At 56.7% G+C, this 19,203-nt stretch carries 22 protein-coding genes and 1 tRNA gene; 9 read left to right on the top strand and 14 right to left on the bottom strand.

Features of this window, described 5'->3' with window-relative positions; translation table 11 throughout:
• Nucleotides 1–59: 59 nt before the first annotated feature.
• Nucleotides 60–563, bottom strand: a complete 504-nt coding sequence (locus NWQ23_RS09940; RefSeq protein WP_306166145.1) for a hypothetical protein — start codon at nucleotides 561–563, stop codon at nucleotides 60–62.
• 180 nt (nucleotides 564–743) lie between these two features.
• Between NWQ23_RS09940 and NWQ23_RS09935 the strand changes: the two genes are divergently transcribed.
• Nucleotides 744–1,919, top strand: a complete 1,176-nt coding sequence (locus NWQ23_RS09935) for an acetyl-CoA C-acyltransferase family protein (protein WP_306166144.1) — start codon at nucleotides 744–746, stop codon at nucleotides 1,917–1,919.
• A 6-nt stretch (nucleotides 1,920–1,925) separates the two neighbouring features.
• Here the strand turns inward: NWQ23_RS09935 and NWQ23_RS09930 are convergent, their stop codons facing one another.
• Together NWQ23_RS09930 and yaaA are read right to left on the bottom strand one after the other, a co-directional pair.
• Nucleotides 1,926–2,708 carry an aspartate dehydrogenase gene (locus NWQ23_RS09930; RefSeq protein ID WP_306166143.1) on the bottom strand — a complete coding sequence of 261 codons (783 nt, stop codon included), beginning with the start codon at nucleotides 2,706–2,708 and terminating at the stop codon, nucleotides 1,926–1,928.
• Nucleotides 2,705–3,484, bottom strand: coding sequence for a peroxide stress protein YaaA (yaaA, locus tag NWQ23_RS09925; RefSeq protein WP_306166142.1), 780 nt, complete (start codon nucleotides 3,482–3,484; stop codon nucleotides 2,705–2,707). Before yaaA ends, NWQ23_RS09930 begins: the two co-directional genes overlap by 4 nt.
• A 112-nt stretch (nucleotides 3,485–3,596) precedes the next feature.
• Here yaaA and NWQ23_RS09920 point away from each other — a divergent pair, with 112 nt between their 5' ends.
• Nucleotides 3,597–4,436: a fumarylacetoacetate hydrolase family protein gene (locus tag NWQ23_RS09920; RefSeq protein ID WP_306166141.1), complete on the top strand. Its 840-nt coding sequence runs from the start codon at nucleotides 3,597–3,599 to the stop codon at nucleotides 4,434–4,436.
• Here the strand turns inward: NWQ23_RS09920 and hspQ are convergent.
• Entirely contained in the window at nucleotides 4,433–4,759 is a 327-nt protein-coding gene (gene hspQ / locus NWQ23_RS09915) for a heat shock protein HspQ (protein ID WP_306166140.1), read from the bottom strand. The genes NWQ23_RS09920 and hspQ overlap by 4 nt on opposite strands.
• Before the next feature lie 80 nt (nucleotides 4,760–4,839).
• Here hspQ and NWQ23_RS09910 point away from each other — a divergent pair, with 80 nt between their 5' ends.
• Together NWQ23_RS09910 and NWQ23_RS09905 are read left to right on the top strand one after the other, a co-directional pair.
• Entirely contained in the window at nucleotides 4,840–5,721 is an 882-nt protein-coding gene (locus tag NWQ23_RS09910; RefSeq protein WP_306166139.1) for an AEC family transporter, read from the top strand.
• 75 nt (nucleotides 5,722–5,796) lie between these two features.
• A complete protein-coding gene (locus tag NWQ23_RS09905; RefSeq protein ID WP_306166138.1) occupies nucleotides 5,797–6,384 on the top strand; it encodes a lytic transglycosylase in 588 nt (195 codons plus the stop codon).
• 49 nt (nucleotides 6,385–6,433) lie between these two features.
• Here the strand turns inward: NWQ23_RS09905 and NWQ23_RS09900 are convergent, their stop codons facing one another.
• From NWQ23_RS09900 to ttcA, 5 genes are all read right to left on the bottom strand, one after another.
• The gene (locus NWQ23_RS09900; protein WP_306166137.1) at nucleotides 6,434–7,039 is read right to left on the bottom strand and encodes an outer membrane lipoprotein carrier protein LolA; all 606 of its coding nucleotides are present in this window, start codon (nucleotides 7,037–7,039) and stop codon (nucleotides 6,434–6,436) included.
• An 82-nt stretch (nucleotides 7,040–7,121) separates the two neighbouring features.
• Complete coding sequence (locus NWQ23_RS09895) at nucleotides 7,122–8,261, bottom strand: N-acetylglucosamine-6-phosphate deacetylase (protein WP_306166136.1); 1,140 nt, start codon at nucleotides 8,259–8,261, stop codon at nucleotides 7,122–7,124.
• A complete protein-coding gene (locus tag NWQ23_RS09890) occupies nucleotides 8,254–9,195 on the bottom strand; it encodes an ROK family protein (protein ID WP_306166135.1) in 942 nt (313 codons plus the stop codon). The genes NWQ23_RS09895 and NWQ23_RS09890 overlap by 8 nt, the downstream gene beginning before the upstream one ends.
• Before the next feature lie 63 nt (nucleotides 9,196–9,258).
• Nucleotides 9,259–10,839: a PstS family phosphate ABC transporter substrate-binding protein gene (locus NWQ23_RS09885; RefSeq protein WP_306166134.1), complete on the bottom strand. Its 1,581-nt coding sequence runs from the start codon at nucleotides 10,837–10,839 to the stop codon at nucleotides 9,259–9,261.
• A gap of 292 nt (nucleotides 10,840–11,131) precedes the next feature.
• A complete protein-coding gene (gene ttcA / locus NWQ23_RS09880; protein WP_306166154.1) occupies nucleotides 11,132–12,007 on the bottom strand; it encodes a tRNA 2-thiocytidine(32) synthetase TtcA in 876 nt (291 codons plus the stop codon).
• 87 nt (nucleotides 12,008–12,094) lie between these two features.
• Here ttcA and NWQ23_RS09875 point away from each other — a divergent pair, with 87 nt between their 5' ends.
• Nucleotides 12,095–12,634 (top strand): DUF3833 domain-containing protein, encoded by a 540-nt coding sequence (locus NWQ23_RS09875; RefSeq protein ID WP_306166133.1) that lies wholly within the window; start codon nucleotides 12,095–12,097, stop codon nucleotides 12,632–12,634.
• Between the two features lie 50 nt (nucleotides 12,635–12,684).
• On the opposite strand, the gene yidD is transcribed toward NWQ23_RS09875, so the two are convergent.
• Genes yidD through rpmH form a run of 3 tightly spaced genes read right to left on the bottom strand, consistent with a single transcriptional unit; the run spans nucleotide 12,685 to nucleotide 13,438 of the window.
• Nucleotides 12,685–12,906: a membrane protein insertion efficiency factor YidD gene (gene yidD, locus NWQ23_RS09870; protein WP_306166132.1), complete on the bottom strand. Its 222-nt coding sequence runs from the start codon at nucleotides 12,904–12,906 to the stop codon at nucleotides 12,685–12,687.
• Nucleotides 12,903–13,289 (bottom strand): ribonuclease P protein component, encoded by a 387-nt coding sequence (rnpA, locus tag NWQ23_RS09865; protein WP_306166131.1) that lies wholly within the window; start codon nucleotides 13,287–13,289, stop codon nucleotides 12,903–12,905. Before rnpA ends, yidD begins: the two co-directional genes overlap by 4 nt.
• A gap of 14 nt (nucleotides 13,290–13,303) precedes the next feature.
• Entirely contained in the window at nucleotides 13,304–13,438 is a 135-nt protein-coding gene (rpmH, locus tag NWQ23_RS09860) for a 50S ribosomal protein L34 (RefSeq protein WP_008231458.1), read from the bottom strand.
• Between the two features lie 290 nt (nucleotides 13,439–13,728).
• Between rpmH and NWQ23_RS09855 the strand changes: the two genes are divergently transcribed.
• The 4 genes from NWQ23_RS09855 to NWQ23_RS09840 all read left to right on the top strand — a co-directional run bounded on the left by NWQ23_RS09855 (nucleotide 13,729) and on the right by NWQ23_RS09840 (nucleotide 17,436).
• Nucleotides 13,729–14,460: a TVP38/TMEM64 family protein gene (locus tag NWQ23_RS09855; protein WP_306166130.1), complete on the top strand. Its 732-nt coding sequence runs from the start codon at nucleotides 13,729–13,731 to the stop codon at nucleotides 14,458–14,460.
• A gap of 3 nt (nucleotides 14,461–14,463) precedes the next feature.
• Nucleotides 14,464–15,882 (top strand): NAD(P)/FAD-dependent oxidoreductase, encoded by a 1,419-nt coding sequence (locus NWQ23_RS09850; protein WP_306166129.1) that lies wholly within the window; start codon nucleotides 14,464–14,466, stop codon nucleotides 15,880–15,882.
• A 16-nt stretch (nucleotides 15,883–15,898) separates the two neighbouring features.
• A complete protein-coding gene (locus NWQ23_RS09845; RefSeq protein WP_306166128.1) occupies nucleotides 15,899–17,299 on the top strand; it encodes a HAMP domain-containing sensor histidine kinase in 1,401 nt (466 codons plus the stop codon).
• 60 nt (nucleotides 17,300–17,359) lie between these two features.
• Nucleotides 17,360–17,436 (top strand) — tRNA-Arg (locus NWQ23_RS09840).
• A gap of 54 nt (nucleotides 17,437–17,490) precedes the next feature.
• On the opposite strand, the gene NWQ23_RS09835 is transcribed toward NWQ23_RS09840, so the two are convergent.
• Nucleotides 17,491–18,309, bottom strand: coding sequence for an ABC transporter permease (locus NWQ23_RS09835; RefSeq protein WP_306166127.1), 819 nt, complete (start codon nucleotides 18,307–18,309; stop codon nucleotides 17,491–17,493).
• Nucleotides 18,306–19,202 carry an ABC transporter permease subunit gene (locus tag NWQ23_RS09830; protein ID WP_306166126.1) on the bottom strand — a complete coding sequence of 299 codons (897 nt, stop codon included), beginning with the start codon at nucleotides 19,200–19,202 and terminating at the stop codon, nucleotides 18,306–18,308. Before NWQ23_RS09830 ends, NWQ23_RS09835 begins: the two co-directional genes overlap by 4 nt.
• Between the last annotated feature and the right edge of the window lies 1 nt (nucleotide 19,203).

Here is a 19,203-nt window from a genome sequence, read left to right as displayed (position 1 = left end):
TTTTTCCTTTGCACATGAGGTAACACGCGCAGAGGTGAAGGAAACGCCCGTTGCGACGATTAGGCCTTGATCAAGGCGATTTGCGTGCCCGCCGGATCTGTCACGATAAGGCGCGGGATATAGGCAATGCGGTCGTCCCTGCTGACCTCATACCCAGCAGCGCTCAGACGTTCGGCGGTCATTTCAAAGTTTGCGATAGGAAAAGATGGCAGTGTTTCAGGATCAAACGGAAAGCTGGGCTGGGTGCCCAGATAGATTTGCCGCGCACCGCTCACTGCCCAGAACCCGTCAATGTCTTTGGGGTAATTTGGCGCGCGCATCTCTGTCAGGCCGAGTTCTTGCAAGTAGAAGGCGCGCAATGCGGGTTCTTCTTGCGGTTCCATCGGGATGAAGACCTGTTGAAACCGCGCATTCTGCTGCGCGGCGTCACGGCCTGCACTGAAAGCCATGTCCGGTCCGCGCCTTTTGCGCTTGGGCCTTGGGTCTTCCTCGTTCAGGTCATTCTCGCGTTGGTGCCAAGTGTACTTGATCCAGATGAAGACCAGCACGAGCAAAATAAGCACGGGAGGGATGTCGAAAGGGAGAAAGGGTAGCTGCATTGTCTGTCGTCTGTGTTCCGCGCGTGAATGTTTTTCTAGGTCCGAATTGGGTCTTATCGAAAGAAGGGCGTGCCGTCACGTTTTGCTGGTTCTTTTGTATGGGTAAAGTAGCAATAACATGACCAAAGACAGGGGGAGGTTCAGATGACAGATATCGTGATTTTGGGTGGCGCGCGTACCGCGATTGGCACTTTTGGCGGATCGCTTGCCGGAACGACACCGATCGACCTTGGCACTGTCGTTGCCAAGGCGGCGCTGGAACGTGCAGGTGTGCAAGGTGCACAGATCGGGCATGTGGCAATGGGTCATGTGATCAATACTGAACCCAAGGACATGTATCTGAGCCGTGTTGCGGCCATGAACGCGGGCGTGCCTGACACAACGCCCGCGATGAACGTGAACCGCTTGTGCGGTTCCGGCGTGCAGGCGATTGTGTCAGTGGTCCAGTCCTTGATGCTGGGTGATGCCGAATTTGGCCTTGCAGGTGGTGCCGAAAACATGAGCCGCTCGCCCTTTATCCTGCCCGACGCCCGTTGGGGTGCCAAGATGGGGGATGTGCGCAGCCTTGATATGATGCTGGGTGCGCTGACCTGCCCTTTTGGAACCGGCCATATGGGTATCACGGCAGAGAATGTCGCAAGCGAGCATGGCATCACGCGTCAGGATCAGGATGCCTTTGCGGTGCTCAGCCAAGACCGCGCCGCAGCTGCCATCGCTGCGGGCCATTTTGACAGCCAGATCGTGCCGGTCCAGATCCAACGCCGCCGCGAGATGGTTGATTTCGAGAAAGATGAACACCCCAAGGCTACAACGCCTGACGCCCTTGCCGGATTGCGCCCAGTTTTCCAGAAAGACGGCACAGTGACCGCAGGCAATGCGTCTGGTCTGAACGACGGGGCGGCTGCGATTGTTCTGGCGACGGCGGATGCGGCCGAAACGGCGGGGCTTACCCCAAAATTCCGTATCCTTGGCTATGCCCATGCGGGTGTGCGACCCGAAGTTATGGGGATTGGCCCCGTGCCTGCGGTCGCAAACCTGCTGTTGAAGACCAGATTGTCTGTGGATGATTTTGACGTGATCGAATCCAACGAGGCCTTTGCGGCCCAAGCGCTTGCGGTCTCCAAAGAGCTTGGTTTTGATCCTGCGCGGGTCAATCCAAATGGCGGTGCGATTGCGCTGGGTCATCCGGTCGGAGCCACAGGTGCGATCATCACCGTCAAGGCGATGTACGCGTTGGAACGGACCCAAGGCAAACGCGCTTTGATCACGATGTGCATCGGTGGCGGTCAGGGGATCGCACTGGCGATCGAGCGCCTCTAGCGAGCCCTAGAACCCGATCTGCTTTTGGCGTTCGGCCAGATCGGCCACCACGCTCATCGCCGCCAAGGCAGAGCTGCGTGGGTTTTCGGGCAGGCCGTGGCCGGAAATCGTAAAGTGGAAAGACCCGAAAGTCCCTTCGGCCATGATCTCGTGGATGTTGGTGTGCGCATTTGGGTCTGCGATCAATTCCACCTGCGTGTCATCAAAACCGATGCCTGCCAAGGCCACGGCTGCGGCCACATTTGCATTCTTCGGATAAGCCAGTGCCGCCGCGCGCGCCGTGCCTGAAAAATGCACGGTTGCCAAGGTCAAGTTATCGAGATCAAGCACATCTTCGGCAGGCGACCCGCGCCATCCTTGCGGCGGTTTGCGGCCTGTATAGGTCACGGCTGTGACCGTGCCTGCGCGTGCACTGCGCAGTGCATCCAAGCCTCCGATCGCACCGCTTGCCAAACACAACCGCGCACTGCCCTTGTCGGCAGCTGCGGCCAGCTTTGCCTGTAAATCTGCATCGGCCAAAGCCCCGAGCGAGACTGTCAGAACATCAATGCCGCGGGCCAAGGCATCTGGACCATAAGCAGCAAGGGCTGCATGCCCGCCGCAATCCACAATCAGGTCAGGGCGCTGGGGCAAATCGGCAAGCTGCGAAATGCAAGGTGGTGCGGTATCGTCACCGAACACCTCTTTGCCGGGCCGGACGATCTGGGCGATTTCTGTGATGCCAAGTGCGGCCAGTTGCCCGCGCACATAGTGTGCGATCGCACCCTGACCGATGATGGCGATCTTCATGCGCCTGCGACGGGGTAGTCACGCAAAAAGACCCATTTGTCACCGTCGGACATATCAGGGTCATAGCTGTAGCCACCGCTTTCGAAACCCTTGATCCCATCCGCCTCTTTCACGCGGTTTTCGATGATGAACCGTGCCATGGCCCCGCGTGCGCGCTTGGCAAAAAAGCTGACGATGCGGGGTTTATCGTCCTTCACTTCCATAAAGACGGGGGTGATCACCCGCAATTTCAGCGCCTTGCGATCCGCCGCGCCAAAGTATTCCTGACTGGCGCAGTTGATGAGCGTGTCGGTCTGGACCGCCTCTGCTTGGGCATTCAGCGCCTTGGCAATCGTATCGCCCCAATAGTCATACAGCGATTTACCGCGGCGTGTTTTCAGGCGGCTTCCCATTTCCAGGCGGTAGGGCTGGATGGCATCCAGCGGACGCAGCAAACCGTAAAGACCGGACAGAATACGCAAGTGATCCTGCGCCCATGCCAGATCATCCTCGGACAAGGTCCGGGCCTCAAGGCCCTGGTAGGTGTCTCCGTTAAATGCCAGTGCTGCTGGCTTTGTCATCGCGGCGTCAGGCGCGGCTGCAAAAGCGGCAAAGCGGTCGCGGTTCAGGCGTGCCAGATCATCCGAAATATCCATCAGGCCTTTGAGGTCTTTGAGCGACAGGTTCTTGGCGGTTTTTGAGAGCCGCACGGCATCTTCCTGAAAATCAGGCGCGGTCGGCTTGATATCAACAGGGTCCATGTCGAGCGATTTTGCGGGGGAAACAACGACAAGCATGCAAAGATCCTTTCTGACTTGCACAGGGATGTAACATGGCCGGCGCCGTTGACCACCCCTTGGCACGCTGCGCGGCATGTGCAAATGAGATTGGCAAGCAAAGGAGCCAGTCATGAAGTTATGCCGGATTGAAACAGACAAGGGGATCGTCCCCGCAGCAGTCGATGGAAACGGTGCGTTGCGCGATCTTTCTGCCCATATCAGCGATATTGATGCGGCACAGATTTCACCTGAAGGATTGGCCAAACTTGCAACCATCGCGTTGGAAGACCAGCCCGAAATCACCGGAACATTCCTGCCGTTTCTCAGCGACGTACGCCGCGTTTTTTGCATTGGCCTGAACTACTATGATCACGCCGAAGAAATGAAAATGGCAATCCCCGCCTATCCGATCCTGTTCATGAAAGCCTGCGACGTCACCGGGCCAACCGATCCGATTGTCGTGCCCAAGGGCGCGCTCAAGACGGACTGGGAGGTGGAGCTTGGCGTCGTCATCGGCAGCCGCGCGCTGCACGTTGATGAAGCAGACGCGCTTGACCATGTCGCGGGCTATTTTGTTGCCAATGATGTGTCTGAACGGCATTTCCAGATGGAGCTTGGCGGGCAATGGGTCAAAGGCAAATCCGCGGATAGCTTTGCACCCATCGGGCCTTACCTTGTCACCAAGGACGAGATTGCCGATCCACAAAACCTTGCCATGTCGCTGGACGTGAGCGGACAGCGGATGCAAACGGGAACAACGGCGACAATGATCTTTTCGGTGACCCAGATCGTCTCACATCTGAGCCAGTATCTCACGCTGCGTCCGGGTGATCTGATCCTGACAGGGACACCTCCGGGTGTCGGGGGCGGGCAAAAGCCACCGCGCTTTTTGCGACCGGGTGATGTTGTGACTGCCGAAATCGCAGGGCTGGGCACGATGCGCCAAGAGGTTGTCGCGTTTGAGAGCTAGTTGAGTTGCGCCTGCAAAGGGTACAGACCATCCTCGAAGGGGCCAAACATCTCTTCCAAGTCAGGATGATCTACGGGTTCGCCGGAATAGTCCGCGACAAGGTTCTGCTCGGAAACGTAGGCCACATAAAAGCTTTGCTCGTTCTCGGCCAAGAGGTGATAAAACGGCTGATCTTTTTTCGGGCGGCTGTCCTCTGGAATGGCATTGTACCATTCGTCCGTGTTCGAAAACATCGCATCCACGTCAAAAATCACCCCTCGGAAAGGATGCTTTCGGTGACGGACGACTTGCCCGAGATGATACTTTGCGCGCGTTTTAAACATGTTCATTCGTCCTAGCTCACCATAAGACCTGCGCAGGGAAAAAGTCCACGCCCTCTGCCAAAAATTAAGGGAAACAGTTTGTGAACCTCGCGCTGACAGTCCTGAATATAACTGCGCCCGTTTTTTTGCTGGCGGCAGTGGGATATATCTGGGTCAAATTTGGTTTTGAGTACCGTGTTGAATTCGTCACACGCATGGCGATGACGCTTTCCGTGCCTTGCCTGATCTTTGCAGCTTTGATGCAGATCGAGGTCGAGCCACAAGCACTTGCCGCACTTTCTGTGGCGTCCTTCGTCGCCTATTGCATCGTCATGCTGGCCTGTTTTGCGCTGGTGAAACTGGCCAAGCTCAATGCTCAGACATTTCTTGCGCCGCTGATTTTTGGAAACACCGGAAACCTTGGCCTGCCGCTTGCGCTCTTTGCGTTTGGCGAGATCGGCTTGGGGTATGCCGTTGTCGTCTTTGCGGTGATGGCGATCCTGTCATTTACGATCGGCATCTGGATCGTTGCGGGGGCCGGATCATTCAAACGTGTTGTTCAGGAACCGCTGGTGGGGGCGACTTTGCTTGGGGCACTGTTTCTTTGGCAAGGCTGGGAGACACCGCAATTCCTGACCAACACAATCGAACTTATCGGCCAAATGGCGATCCCCATGATGCTGATTACTCTTGGCGTTGCCGTCGCCCGGCTTGAGACAAAGGCGATGGGACAAGCTGTTGTGCTCTCTGTCATCAAGGTCGTGATTTGCGGTGCCGCCGGATGGGGGGCCGCGACATGGTTCGCGCTTGACCCTATTGCCGCCGGTGTCTTGATTGTCCAACTGGCAACGCCTGTTGCCGTGACATCCTATCTGTTGGCAGAAAAATATGGTGCGGATCCGCAACCTGTCGCGGGGCTTGTTGTGGCGTCAACCCTGCTTTCCGTGCTCGCTTTGCCGCTGATCCTCGCTTTTGTGATCTAAATCGGTGGCCTTGGGGATTCCCAGATGGCTGCAAACACGCTATGGTTTCACAAAACAATAAATAGCGAGAGGCAGATGAGCAGTATCTTTCGCGCAATGGCATGTGTGCTGTTACTGGGTAGCTGCGGGAGTTCAGGGGAATTCTCTGCACCGCGCAACCTTGATGACGCCTGCAGTATCGTGTCCGAGCGCCCCGAATACCTTCGTGCATTCCGTGCGGTCGAGCGGAAATACGGCGTACCGATCCCGTCGCTGATGGCGATTATCTATCAGGAAAGCAAATTCATAGGCGATAACCGCACCCCGCATCGCTATGCCTTGGGGGTTATTCCCGTTGGTCGCCAGTCTTCTGCCTTTGGCTACAGCCAGGCTCTGGACGGCACGTGGCAAGAATATGTGGACGGCCCCGGTGGCCGCCGCGCCCGCCGTGACGATATCGGCGATGCCACCGACTTCATGGGATGGTACATGACCCAGACCGTCGCAGAGACCGGTGTGCCCATCAATGACACCCGCAACCAGTATCTGGCCTATCATGATGGCCGCAGCGGGTTCATGCGCGGGACTTGGCGATCAAAAAGCTGGCTGGTGCGGATTGCGGGCGAAGTCGAGGCACGCGCAGTGATGTATGATCAACAACTGCGGTCTTGCCGCAAAATCTAATGGCAAGGGGCAGCCCGTCTGGGGCGGCCCCTTGCCACCTTGATCGCGATCAGTTTTGCCGATTGCGCGTTTCTGCCTGAATGTTGAACAAGATGTCACCAAGCGTGCCACCTGCAACCAGATCATTCAGGATAACTGTTGTCTGCGTTCCCAGATCATCGGTCACGACCCATTGGCGCAGTTCGATGGGATTTGCGGTAAACACCATCTGGATACTGCCATAGTTCGGATTGTCGGGGTCCTGTGCGGTCACAGTCGTGGTTGTCCCGTCCGAAACCAGATTTGTCACCATCCGTTCCCGTTCAAAATCCACATTTGGCTGCAGAATGATGCTGAGCGGCGTCTGGTTCAAAGGATAGCGTTCCGGCCCCGTGTTGGAGCGGGCATCGAAAACCGCCAACTGTCCACCGCCTGCCATCACCATCGATTCAGACGGGGCATTGTATTCAAACCTGATCCGCCCCGGGCGCTTGATATAGATCTGGCCCGTATAGAGCGTGCCATCCGAATTGATCTGCGTAAATCCGCCCTGCGCTGTTTGAAGCTGGTTCAGATAGGCCGAGATTTGCGAAAGGCTCAGTTGCTGCGCTGAAGCGGCCCCCGCGGAAAGCGCAATCCCGATGGCGGCGATGATGGATAAAATACGTTTGCTCATGTGTCTTACCTATGTGTCTGGGCGATGGAATGCACCCTTTGGATAAGCGTTACAACAGCATGTGATCGGCTGTTAAGCGATATCACGCCGCGTGTTTATCAATAGCGCTTTGTAAACTGCCGCTGAGTTGAAGATCAGCGTCCAGGATCATGAGGTCGGCGATCGCACGCCCATTGATCTGCGCCAGATCAGGTCTTTCGATCAGGTTTGCAGGAACGGTGATACCCATGCGCAAGGCGGTCTGGAGCGGCTGTCGAACATGAGTCACAAGTCGCGCCAGACCTGCGGCCATGGTTGAATGTGCGCCGGCCAAATTGCCTTCGGCATTGATCAGGCGGCCATTCTGAAGGGTGATGTCTTGGCCGTAAAGCCGGAAGTGGTCAGGCCCGCCGACCGTTGGCATCGCATCCGAAACGAGGAATGATCTGTCAGCCAAAGGCCGCGCGCGCAGTGCAAGTGCAAGCATGTCGTCCGACACATGTACCCCGTCGCAGATCATCCCGACAAACGCATCACTCCCGATCGCCGCACCCGCAAGACCGGGTGCGCGTCCTTCCATCTGTGACATCGCGTTAAACAGATGAGTAACGCAGCGCGCCCCTGCCGCAAAACTTTGGCCTGCCTGTGCCGCAGTGCAGTTGCTGTGCCCCAAAGATACAATGACGCCCATGGCGGCCAGCTTGGTGATCTGATCTGCGGTTGCAGCCTCTGGCGCTAGGGTAATCATCACAGTGATACCGGCCTGCCGCAATCTTTGCAGCGCTTGCACGGTTGTATCGTCCAATGGCCGAATAAACGCGGCAGCATGGGTTCCACGTTTGCGCGGATCAATATGCGGCCCCTCGAGATGCAAGCCCGCAAAATGCGGCATGGCTTTGGCATCAAGTGCAGCCTGAACCGCGGCCTCAATCACGCTGGGGGCATCCGTAATAACCGTTGGCATCAGCGCAACCGTACCAAGCCGGTAATGCGCAGCGGCGATATGCGCGATACCTGCGGCGTTAGGGTCCTGGTTGAACAAGACGCCACCACCGCCATTAACCTGAAGATCCACGAAACCAGGTGTGACAAGTCCTGCGATGGTTAGACTTGTACCTTTTTCGGGCAGGTCTGCGGCGGGCAAGACGTCAGTGACAATGCCATGCTGCACGCGAAGTGCGACACCCTCTTGCAGGTCTTTCCCATCGAACAACCGGGCGGGAACGATCCAGTGCTCAGACATTCCGCGCCTCGCACATGACCGCATGATAGGCCGCACCACGCGCACCGCTTGTGTCTCCGCCTTGCGCAAGCAGAATAGGGGGCATGTCAAATCCTGCAAATTGCACCGCCTGTGCAGCCCGTGTCAGATCCTCTGCAATGCCATGGATTTGCGACAACCCGCCGCCCAGAACAATGCAGTGCGGATCGGTTGTGCGGGTCAGGGTGCGGATCAGGTCAGCGGCCAAAGCGCACCAGATATCCCAGACCTTGCGCGCGCGTTGGTCGTTGGCGCGCTTTTCGATCAGGGCTTCGGGGGACATCTGTTCGCCCATAACCTCCGCCGCAATCCGCATGAGCCCCGCGCCGCTTAGCAAAGTCTCGACGCACCCGATTTGCCCGCAACCACAAGCCACGAGCGGCAGCCCATGTGCTTGCACCAGATGGGCCGGGGCCGCGATATGGCCAAACTCGCCCAGCGTCTGTGTGCAGCCATGTTGCAGAAGACCATTGGCAACCAGCGCACCACTGACGCCCGTTCCCAAAACCAGTGCGAGCATCGTGTCATAGCCACGGCCTGCGCCGAAAACAGCTTCGGACAGCGCCATCGCTTGGCTGTCATTGAGAAATGTCACGGATCTGCCCAGCGCATTTGCGACGTCAGCGGCAAATGGTTTGCCATGGCTGGGCAGGTTCGCTGCGGTCACAGTGCCCGTCTTGGTGTTCACCAATCCGGCACTCCCGATCCCAACAGAAACTTGATGATCGGCAAAACTCTGCGCCCAGTCCACTAAAGCAGTGATGTCATCAATCAGGGCGTCATAGGTCAAAGGCGTCGGCACCCGTCGCGCGTCAAGTGGTGCCCAATCGGCATCAAACACCTGCGCTTCGATCTTTGTTCCGCCAAGGTCGATACCCACCGCGATCATATCACGACCCTTCAGCCAGATGTTCATGGCCCGCAGTGTTGCCGCAAAGCGGCTAAGGCTTCAAGGAGTTGGAGCAGCGAACTCTCGGTTCTAGCGGATCCACACCTCGACACGGGTGTATTCTGACCCCGCGACCTGCCCATCAATGCATGTTGATGGGGCGACATTGCCAAAACCATAGGACGAAACCGTATTGCCGCCAGACGCAATGACATCTGCTGCCACTTCTTGGAATGTAGCCCGCAACGCGGCCGCCGCCGCAGCTGAGGCGGCTATCGCCGCAGCACTGCCTGCCGTGCTTTCGCCAAACCCGACAAAGATGATCTCGCGTCCGGCGTTGGACGGCGCGGCTAACGTATCCAGAAGGTCGATCAAGACAGCGCGATTCCAGCCACCTTCAGGGCCACTTGCCACACCACCGGTGAAAGTTGTCGACAGACGGTTGGCGGAAAACAGAACCTGGAACATCTCTGCGGCAGCCTCTCTTTGCGCGTCGTCTAGCGACGCTGCGAGTAGTCCGCTCAGTCGCGCATTCTTTTCGGCAGGGTCCTGCTGCACCGCGTTGAAGTCGATGAAACCCTCGCTCACGAACAAGCGCTGCGCTACATCTTCAGAGGCGAAATCAAACAAATCGGTCAGCAAACCGGTTTTCGGTCTGGCCGCATAACGCGCCATGATCGGACGTACCAAAGGATAATCGCCCGCGACGATATTAAACGGCGTCGGCGCGACTGCGATACCGCAGGGTCCAGCCACATCCACAACAAATGCGTCATCTGCGTTCGCAGTGCCAACGATGCTGACACTGCCCGGAAACTGAGAGATTGCCGCCGAGATACCAGCCTCATCCGCCATTGTGAGAATATTGCCTGCGATCTGCTTGCCAGAAGGCTCCATCACAAGACGTACCACCTCTTTGTTGACGGCAGAATCGTTCGGCATTTGCAGGGGCAGGATATTCACGTCTGCGCCACCGATCTGAGACCAATTCGTGATTTCCCCCGCGTAAATCCCGGCAAGGTCGTTGAGTGTAATCTCAGAAATTCCAGCGTTCGGTGCCACGATGACAGAAAAGGCCTTCAGACCAAGCATCTGATGGGTCAATTGGGCTCCTGTGGCCCAGTCGGACGGCATGCTGTATTCACCAGGAGCCGCGCCGTTCAAAGACACTGCCTGAACTGTAACGCCGGCTGATTCCATCGATCCGGCAAGTAGCAAGATGGCGGATTGATCCGTCTGGCTATTCTGGATCGATATTTCACCCGAAGGCGTATATTCGACCGCGTTAGATGTCTGACTGGCAACAGCATAGGCACCGGCAAGCGTGCGGTATAGCGTGCCTAGAATTGGTGAATCAAATCCAATCTGAAGCGCATCAGTGCCTGCGATCGGTAGTGGTGCCGCAGCAGGAAGAGGCTCTGAAACTATCCCTTGAAACGCAGATTCCGTCAGTCCGAATGTGTTTGAAGAGACGAGTTTGTTACATTCCACGCCGTAGCATACCACCTCGGAGGCCGGAACGCTGATCACGCCAACCGAGGTACGCACGCGCAACAGGGAACCGTTGAAGCCAACAATCTGTCCCTCCACGCTGATGAAATCATCCGTGGATCGCAGTTCAACCGTCTGCGCCAAAACCGGGGCAGGTGCCAACACACAAAACAAAAACATCGCTATACGAGAGTTCATCTTTTCAAAGCTCCAACAGTCGATCGCCGCAATTTTTCTTGCTTAACGCAATTTTAGAACATCAAAAGCTGGCAAAAATTGGATGATCGGCGCATTTGGTGACAAATTGTGCGACACTGCGCAACAATCTCTCGGTCTTTATTTCTTGGGGTTTGGCCTATCATCTAGCGATACGGCGGAAACGGCCCCTTAAAATTGCCACAATCGCAAATCGCACCGCCAAGAATACACCGGGCAGCCGATTTTTCACAACGCGCCAAGAGAATCCATGATGTCACGGGTTTGTTGGCCCACCCTCGGCAACAGATTGGGTCCCCTCGTCTTTCAAGCCATTTCGTTCCAAACCATGGAAATCGAAAAGCTTGGGGTCGAGAAGATGTGACGGTCTTGCATTCATTAAAGCCCGAAACATGACCTGCCGCCGTCCGGGGCTGTTCTTTTCCCAACCATCCAGAATTTGCTTGACCTGCTGGCGCTGCAACCCGTCCTGCGACCCGCACAGATCGCAAGGAATGATCGGGTAGTTCATCGACTGCGCGAACTTCTCGCAATCCGCTTCGGCGACATGGGCGAGCGGGCGATAAAGAAACAGATCACCCTCTTCATTCACCAGCTTCGGCGGCATCGTCGCCAGCCGCCCGCCGTGGAACAGGTTCATGAAGAACGTTTCGAGGATGTCGTCACGGTGATGGCCCAAAACAACCGCAGAGCAGCCTTCCTCGCGGGCGATACGGTAGAGGTTACCCCGCCGCAACCGCGAACACAGCGCACAGAAGGTCCGACCCGCCGGCACCTTGTCCATCACGATGGAATAGGTATCCTGATATTCGATCCGGTGCGGCACACCCATCTTTTCCAGAAACTCCGGCAGGACCGTGGCCGGAAACCCCGGCTGTCCCTGATCCAGATTGCAGGCAATCAGCTCTACCGGCAGCAAGCCGCGCCACTTCAACTCATGAAGCACGGCAAGCAGGGTGTAGCTGTCCTTGCCCCCCGACAAACACACAAGCCATTTGGCATCACGTTCGATCATGCCGTATTGCTCGATCGCTTCGCGGGTATAGCGTACGATCCGTTTGCGGAGTTTCTTGAACTCCGTCGTAGACGGCGCGCCATAAAACAGAGGGTGAATTTCGGTTTCATCAAGCATGTCAGCGATATGCCAGATCGCTGCGCTGCTGCCTAGTGGCATCCGAAGGGGATCGCGCTACGTAGTACTCCAAGACTGGAGATCAAAATGCGCCTCATCCTTATTACTGCCTTCGCCCTGCTTGCCGCCTGTACAGGCAAACCATCATTTGATGATCCCTCGCTGAGCGATCGCAAGCTGAACCTGGAAGAGTTCTTTGACGGGGAATTGACCGCCTATGGCCAGTTTCAGGATGTCCTCGGCACCGTCCGTCGCAGTTTTGTTGTGACGATTGATGGCGACTGGGACGGCGAGCGCCTGCTGTTGACCGAGGATTTCATCTACGAAGACGGATCGACCGAACAACGGGTCTGGACGCTGACCAAGACGGGACCCGATAGCTGGACCGGAACTGCACCGGGTGTGATCGGTGCGGCAGTCGGCCAAGAACAGGGTGATCGCTTCAACTGGAAATACGAGATTGACCTGCCGGTGCCATCCGCAACGGGCGAAACCGAAACGCTGCGAGTGACTTTTGATGACTGGATGTGGTTGCTGGCCGATGATCGGCTGTTGAACCTCGCTTATGTCAAAAGGTTCGGGCTCGATATCGGCACCGTCACGATTTCATTCGAGAAAGAGAAATAAGAAATTTCGTCGAAATTTCTTGGCCCGCCAAGATTTTTCGCCGAAAAATCTTAGTCGGGGACATTGTCGATCCCTGACCCGCCCCATGGGTGACACCGCAGGATACGGCGCACGGTCAGATAGCTGCCCTTGATCGCCCCATGCTTTTCGAGCGCCTCAAGCGCATAGGCCGAACAGGTCGGGTGATACCGGCAACTCATCCCGACCCAAGGCGACAGCACGAGCCGGTAAGCGCGGACAGGCAGCGAGATAACATAGGCAAAGGGGTTCATCCGTGTACCTTTTTGATGGCGCGTCGCAGATCAGCGACCAGCGTATCAAAAGATAGGGTCGCGGTCAGGTCTTTGCGACCCACAAGCACATAGTCCCACCCATCGCGGCCCAATTCGGGCAGGACGATCCGCGCCACTTCGCGCAGCCGCCGTTTGGCCCGATTGCGCGCGACAGCATTGCCAACTTTCTTGGAACAGGTGAATCCGACCCTGATGCCCAAGGCTTCGCCTTCAGCGCGTTTGCGGCCTTGCAGGTGGATACCGGGGGTCCCTTGGCGGCGGGCATTGGACGCACGCACAAAGTCGGCGCGTTTTGTCAGTACGCAAACGGAAACCGCCGGAGTGCCATCATCTGGCCCAACCGGCGGTTTCAAATCGGTCAAAGCGGCGTTTGCGCTTACGCGCTCAGCTTCGCACGGCCTTTGGCGCGGCGATTGTTCAGGATCTTGCGACCGGCCTTTGTGGCCATACGTGCGCGAAATCCGTGGCGGTTCTTGCGAACCCGGTTAGATGGTTGGAACGTACGCTTCATCGCGTGTCCTCCGGTTGATGGCCAAATCCGCATGACGGATTCGAAGCCGAACTACAATTCAGACCCGTCCTTTAGAGGGGGGCAAGCACCATGTCAACGCAAGGTGCGGGGTGAAACTGCAACAATTGACAGATTTCCCTCCCTGCAAATGTTTCAATCATCACGAATAAACCACGCAAAACTGAAACATGATGGCCTGTTTGCATCAATGGGCTGTGATGTGGGTATTCCTTTGCCCCGCTTTTGTCCATGTAACAGGCAACCGAAGCGCCACCCACAGGACCGGAAAGATGACCGAAGTGACTCATGCAACGCCCAACCCGCTACTGAAAAAGCTCCCGATGATCGTGATCGTCTTGGTGGCTATTCTGGGCGCATATTTTCTGCGCGACTACCTGACCTTCGAGGCCTTGGCCGAGAACCGGGAAGCGCTGATCGCCTTTCGGGACAGCAACTATGTCTTGACGGTTGTGATGTTTATCTTGGCCTACGTGATCATCGTCGCCTTCTCGCTGCCCGGCGCGACAATCGCAACGCTCACCGGCGGCTTCCTTTTTGCCACCTTCCCAGGCGTTTTGTTCAACGTCACAGGGGCGACCATTGGCGCGACAGCGATCTTTCTGGCTGCCCGTTGGGGATTTGGCGAAAGCCTGGGCAAAAAGCTGGAAGGCGCGGACGGGATGGTGAAAAAGATCAAGACGGGTATTGATGAAAACCAGTGGTCCATGCTGTTTCTGATCCGTCTGGTGCCTGCGGTGCCGTTTTTTCTGGCCAACCTGATTCCCTCTTTCCTTGCTGTCCCGCTGCATCGCTTCGTGATTTCGACTTTCATCGGAATCATTCCCGGTGGTCTTGTCTATACATCCGTCGGCGCCGGTCTGGGCGAGGTCTTTGCACGCGGAGAAACACCGAATCTTGGCATCATTTTTGAACCGCAGATCATACTTCCTATCATCGGCCTTTGTGTGCTGGCCGCGCTACCCATCGCCATCAACGCCATTCGCGGCAGGAAAGGTCTATAACCCATGAACAGGATCAAGACAGACATCTGCATCATTGGTGGCGGTTCTGGCGGTTTGTCAATTGCCGCGGGTGCCGTGCAGATGGGGGCCAAGGTGGTTCTGATCGAAGGCCACAAGATGGGCGGTGATTGCTTGAACTATGGCTGTGTGCCGTCCAAAGCGCTTATCGCATCGGCCAAGCAGGCCCATGCCATGTCCCATGGCGCAAAATATGGTGTGGCCGACGTGGAGCCACAGGTCGATTATGCCGCAGCCAAAGACCATGTGGCTGACGTGATCGCGACAATCGCGCCCGTAGATAGCGTTGAACGCTTCGAGGGGCTTGGTGTCCATGTCATTCAGGAATTCGGGCGGTTTATCTCCAAAACCGAAGTGCAGGCAGGGGATACGATCATTGAGGCGCGGCGGTTCGTGGTTGCAACTGGCTCTGGCCCCTTTGTTCCGCCAATTCCGGGCATTGAGACTGTCACATATTACACCAACGAGAATATCTTTGATCTGCGCGAAAAGCCTAAACACCTGATCATCATTGGTGGCGGGCCCATCGGCATGGAAATGGCGCAGGCGCACCGCCGCCTTGGCTGCAATGTGACCGTGATCGAAGGCGCAAAGGCGTTCGGCAAAGATGATCCCGAAATGGCCGAGATCGTTTTGGAGAACCTGCGCGCCGAAGGCGTCAACATCGTGGAAGAGGCCCAAGCCGAAAAGATCAGCAGCGATGGCGAAAAGGTCACCGTTCACACGCCCAAAGGCGATTTCACCGGCTCGCATTTGCTGATGGCGGTCGGCCGCAAGGTGAATACCGACAAACTTGATCTGGAGGCTGGTGGTATCGCCTATGACCGTGCGGGGCTGAAGGTTGGTCCAGACCTGCGGTCGGTGACCAACAAAAAAGTCTATGCAGCGGGCGACGTGGCGGGCGGGCTGCAATTTACCCATGTGGCGGGTTATCATGCGGGTGTGCTGATCCGGTCGATGCTGTTCGGGCTGCCCTCCAAGCAGCGCACCGATCACATCCCCTGGGCCACCTATACCGATCCGGAGCTGGCGCAGGTCGGCCTGACCGAAGCACAAGCGAAAAAGAAATTCGGACCCAGCTTGGAAGTGGTGCGGTTTGATTTCCATCACAACGACCGGCTGATCGCGGAAGGCAAAGCCAAAGGGCTGATCAAGGTCATGGTCGTCAAGGGCCGGCCTGTCGGAGCCTCTATTGCGGGGCCTATGGCAGGAGAGTTGATCGGCATGTGGGCGATGGCGCTGGCCAACAAGATGAAGATGTCCGCCATCGCGAACACCGTGTTGCCCTATCCGACGGTCAGTGAGGTTAACAAACGGGCTGCGGGTGCCTATTTCAGCCCAAGACTATTTGAAAACCCTACTGTAAAGAAGGTTGTAGGCTTTGTTCAGCGGTGGCTGCCATAAGTCCCAGCGAGGTAAAATGACCAACTCACTTTCAGGTCGCTTTTTGATCCTCACGGTCATCTTCGTGATGTTGGCCGAGATTTTCATCTTTGTGCCCTCGGTGGCGCGCTTCCGTGAGGACTATCTGCTCGCGCGGCTTGAGCGCGCGCAGATCGCGTCATTGGCGCTAGAGGCGGATGATATGATCAGCCCCGCGCTTGAGGCAGAGCTGCTGCGCAATGCAGAAGTTTACAACGTCGTACTGCGACGCGATGAAATCCGGCAGTTGGCCCTCTCTTCGCCGATCCCTTCTCCGATTGCGGCAACCTATGACATGCGCAACCCCAGCAGCATGACCCTGATCGCAGACGCATTGCGGACCTTGATAGATCCCAATGACAGGATCATTCGGGTGATTGGCAACCCTGTGCGGGATGGCGGTTTGCTGATCGAAGTGACGATGGACGAAATGCCATTGCGTGGTGCCCTTTTGGAATATGGGCGCAATATTCTTTTCCTCTCGGCCTTCATCTCGATCATCACCGCAAGTCTGCTGTTCTTCTCGGTCCAAATCCTGCTGGTGCGTCCGATAAAGGGGGTCGTGACCCACATGCAGGCCTATGCCAAATCGCCGGAGGATGCGCGCCAGATCATCACACCCTCCGCGAGCGTCAGCGAACTGCGTGATGCAGAAGAGGCGCTGCAAATGATGCAGACGCAGTTGACAGGGGCTCTCAAGCAGAAAGAGCGTCTGGCGCAACTCGGCGGGGCCGTCGCGAAGGTTAGCCATGACTTGCGCAATATCCTGACCTCGGCGCAGCTCTTTGTTGACAGGATCGAATCCTCTGATGATCCGCTGGTCAAACGGATGGCACCGAAACTTGTCGGGTCAATCAGCCGCGCGGTGAACCTGTGCGAATCCACTTTGGCCTTTGGTCGTGTTGATGAACCTGCCCCCGCACTTTCACGGGTCAACCTTGCTCAAATCGTGGCCGACGTGATCGACAGTGAACGGCTTGCCGCTGGTGAATATCCGTTGTCATTCTCGGAAGACATTCCCGCTACGATGACGCTGCGCGCAGATGGTGAGCAGCTCTATCGCGTAATTTTCAATCTTGTCCGCAATGCCCGTCAGGCGATCATGGCCACAGGTGATCCCGGTGAAATCGGACTGCGGGCCACGGAGGATGACCAGATTTGGGAACTCAAAGTGACCGACACCGGTCCGGGACTGCCGAAGAAAGCCCAAGACTATCTCTTTCAGCCGTTTCAGGGCGGCGTGCGCAAAGGCGGCTCTGGTTTGGGACTGGTGATCGCGGCAGATCTGATCCGCGGTCACGGCGGGCGGTTGGAACTGCAACGCACCGATGCGACAGGCACAACCTTTGTCATCCAACTCCCCAAAGCCGACCTCGCGCTCGCGCCAGCAGCCGAATAATAAAGAATCCGAATTGGGCCTTGCATCGCAGGACGTCCACGGCTAAATCCCCCGATACGCGGATTGGTAGCTCAGTTGGATAGAGTACTTGACTACGAATCAAGGGGTCGGGGGTTCGAATCCTCCCCAGTCCGCCATTAATTCCACCTTGCAAAGCTTCGCGGGCCGCAATTCGGCTTTATACCAAGGTGTCAGGTTGTCTGCTCGGCCATTTGCTGTTCGTGCTTTCGGCGCAGCACAGCGCGCTTTGTCGTGATCGAGGCCGTGATGGTCCCTATTGTCACGATGGCGATCATGATGGTCGAGAGCGCGTTGATCTCGGGGCTGACCCCAAGCCTGATGGAACTGAAGACTTTGATCGGCAACGTCGTGGCCGATGGCCCCGCCACGAAGGATGCGATCACAAGATCGTCCAACGACAGGGTCAATGCCAAGAGCCAGCCTGAAATTACGGCAGGTGCGATGATCGGGAGCGTGACCAGTCGGAAGGCCTCGAACGGGGTACACCCCAGATCAAGAGCGGCCTCCTCGACGGACCTGTCAAAGCTCACCAGCCGCGAACTGACGACGACCGAAACATAGCACATCGAAAACGTCGCATGGGCGAGGATGATCGTGAACATCCCCCGATCAAGGCCAATCGAGATGAAGAGCAGCAAGAGCGATAGGCCCGTAATCACTTCTGGCATGACCAGTGGCGCATACATCATCCCCGAGAACAGCGTGCGCCCGTAAAAACGCCCGCCCCGCACCAGCACATAGGCCCCCATCGTGCCAAGGATCGTTGCGAAAATCGACGAGGCAAAACCGACCTTGAACGTGACCCATGCCGCATCGAGGAAGGCCTCGTTCTGCAAAAGCTCGCCATACCATTTGGTCGAAAAGCCGCCCCAGACTGTTACCAGACGGGATTCGTTGAAGCTGTAGATGATCACGACAAGCATCGGGATGTAGAGGAATGCAAACCCCAGCGTCAGCGATGTCGCGTTGAACCATGTCAGCCGTCTCATTTGTCGGCCTCCATCATCTTTTGCTCGTTGCGCTGATAAAGCACGATCGGAATGATCAGGATCAGCAGCAGGATCACGGCCACAGCGCCCGCCACCGGCCAGTCGCGGTTGGCAAAGAATTCCTCGTAGAGCACTTTGCCGATCATCAGTGTATCCGAACCACCCAAGAGCGACGGGATGACGAATTCGCCCAGCGCTGGGATGAAGACAAGGAAACATCCTGCGATGATCCCAGCCTTGGACAGCGGGATCGTGATCCGCCAAAAGGCTTCGGTACGCGAACAGCCCAAATCTTCTGCCGCTTCCAGCAAAGAGCCATCAAGCTTGATCAGCGTGGCGTAGATCGGCAGGATCATGAAGGGCAGATAGGTATAAACAATCCCGATATAGACCGCGATATTGGTGTTCAGGATCGTCAGCGGTTCGTTGATGATCCCTATCCACATCAGGAACTGGTTCAACATCCCCTCCTGGCTCAGGATACCGATCAACGAGTAGACGCGGATCAGGAAGCTGGTCCAGAACGGCAGGATCACCAAAAGCATCAGCGTCGGCTGCCATTCTTGCGGCGCATTGGCCATGCCATAAGCAATCGGGAAACCAATCAGCAGGCAAATAGTGGTCGATATAAGCGCGATCTGCACGCTCGACAGATAGCTTTTCCAGTAGAGGTCATCCGTGGCCAGAAACCGGAAATTTTCAAAATCGAGTTGCGACAGGAAATCCCTGACCCCGGCCCAGCCTTCGGATAATTCAAGTGTCGGTGTATAGGGCGGGATCGAAAGCGCCACATCCGACAAGGATATCTTCAGTACGATCAGAAACGGGACAAGGAACAGGCACAGCAGCCAGAAATAGGGGACCGAAATCAGGGTAAAGCGCCGGAGATTCATC

The sequence above is a fragment of the Yoonia sp. genome (assembly GCF_030731595.1).
GTDB lineage: Bacteria > Pseudomonadota > Alphaproteobacteria > Rhodobacterales > Rhodobacteraceae > Yoonia.
This window is presented reverse-complemented; position numbering and strand designations above follow the sequence as displayed.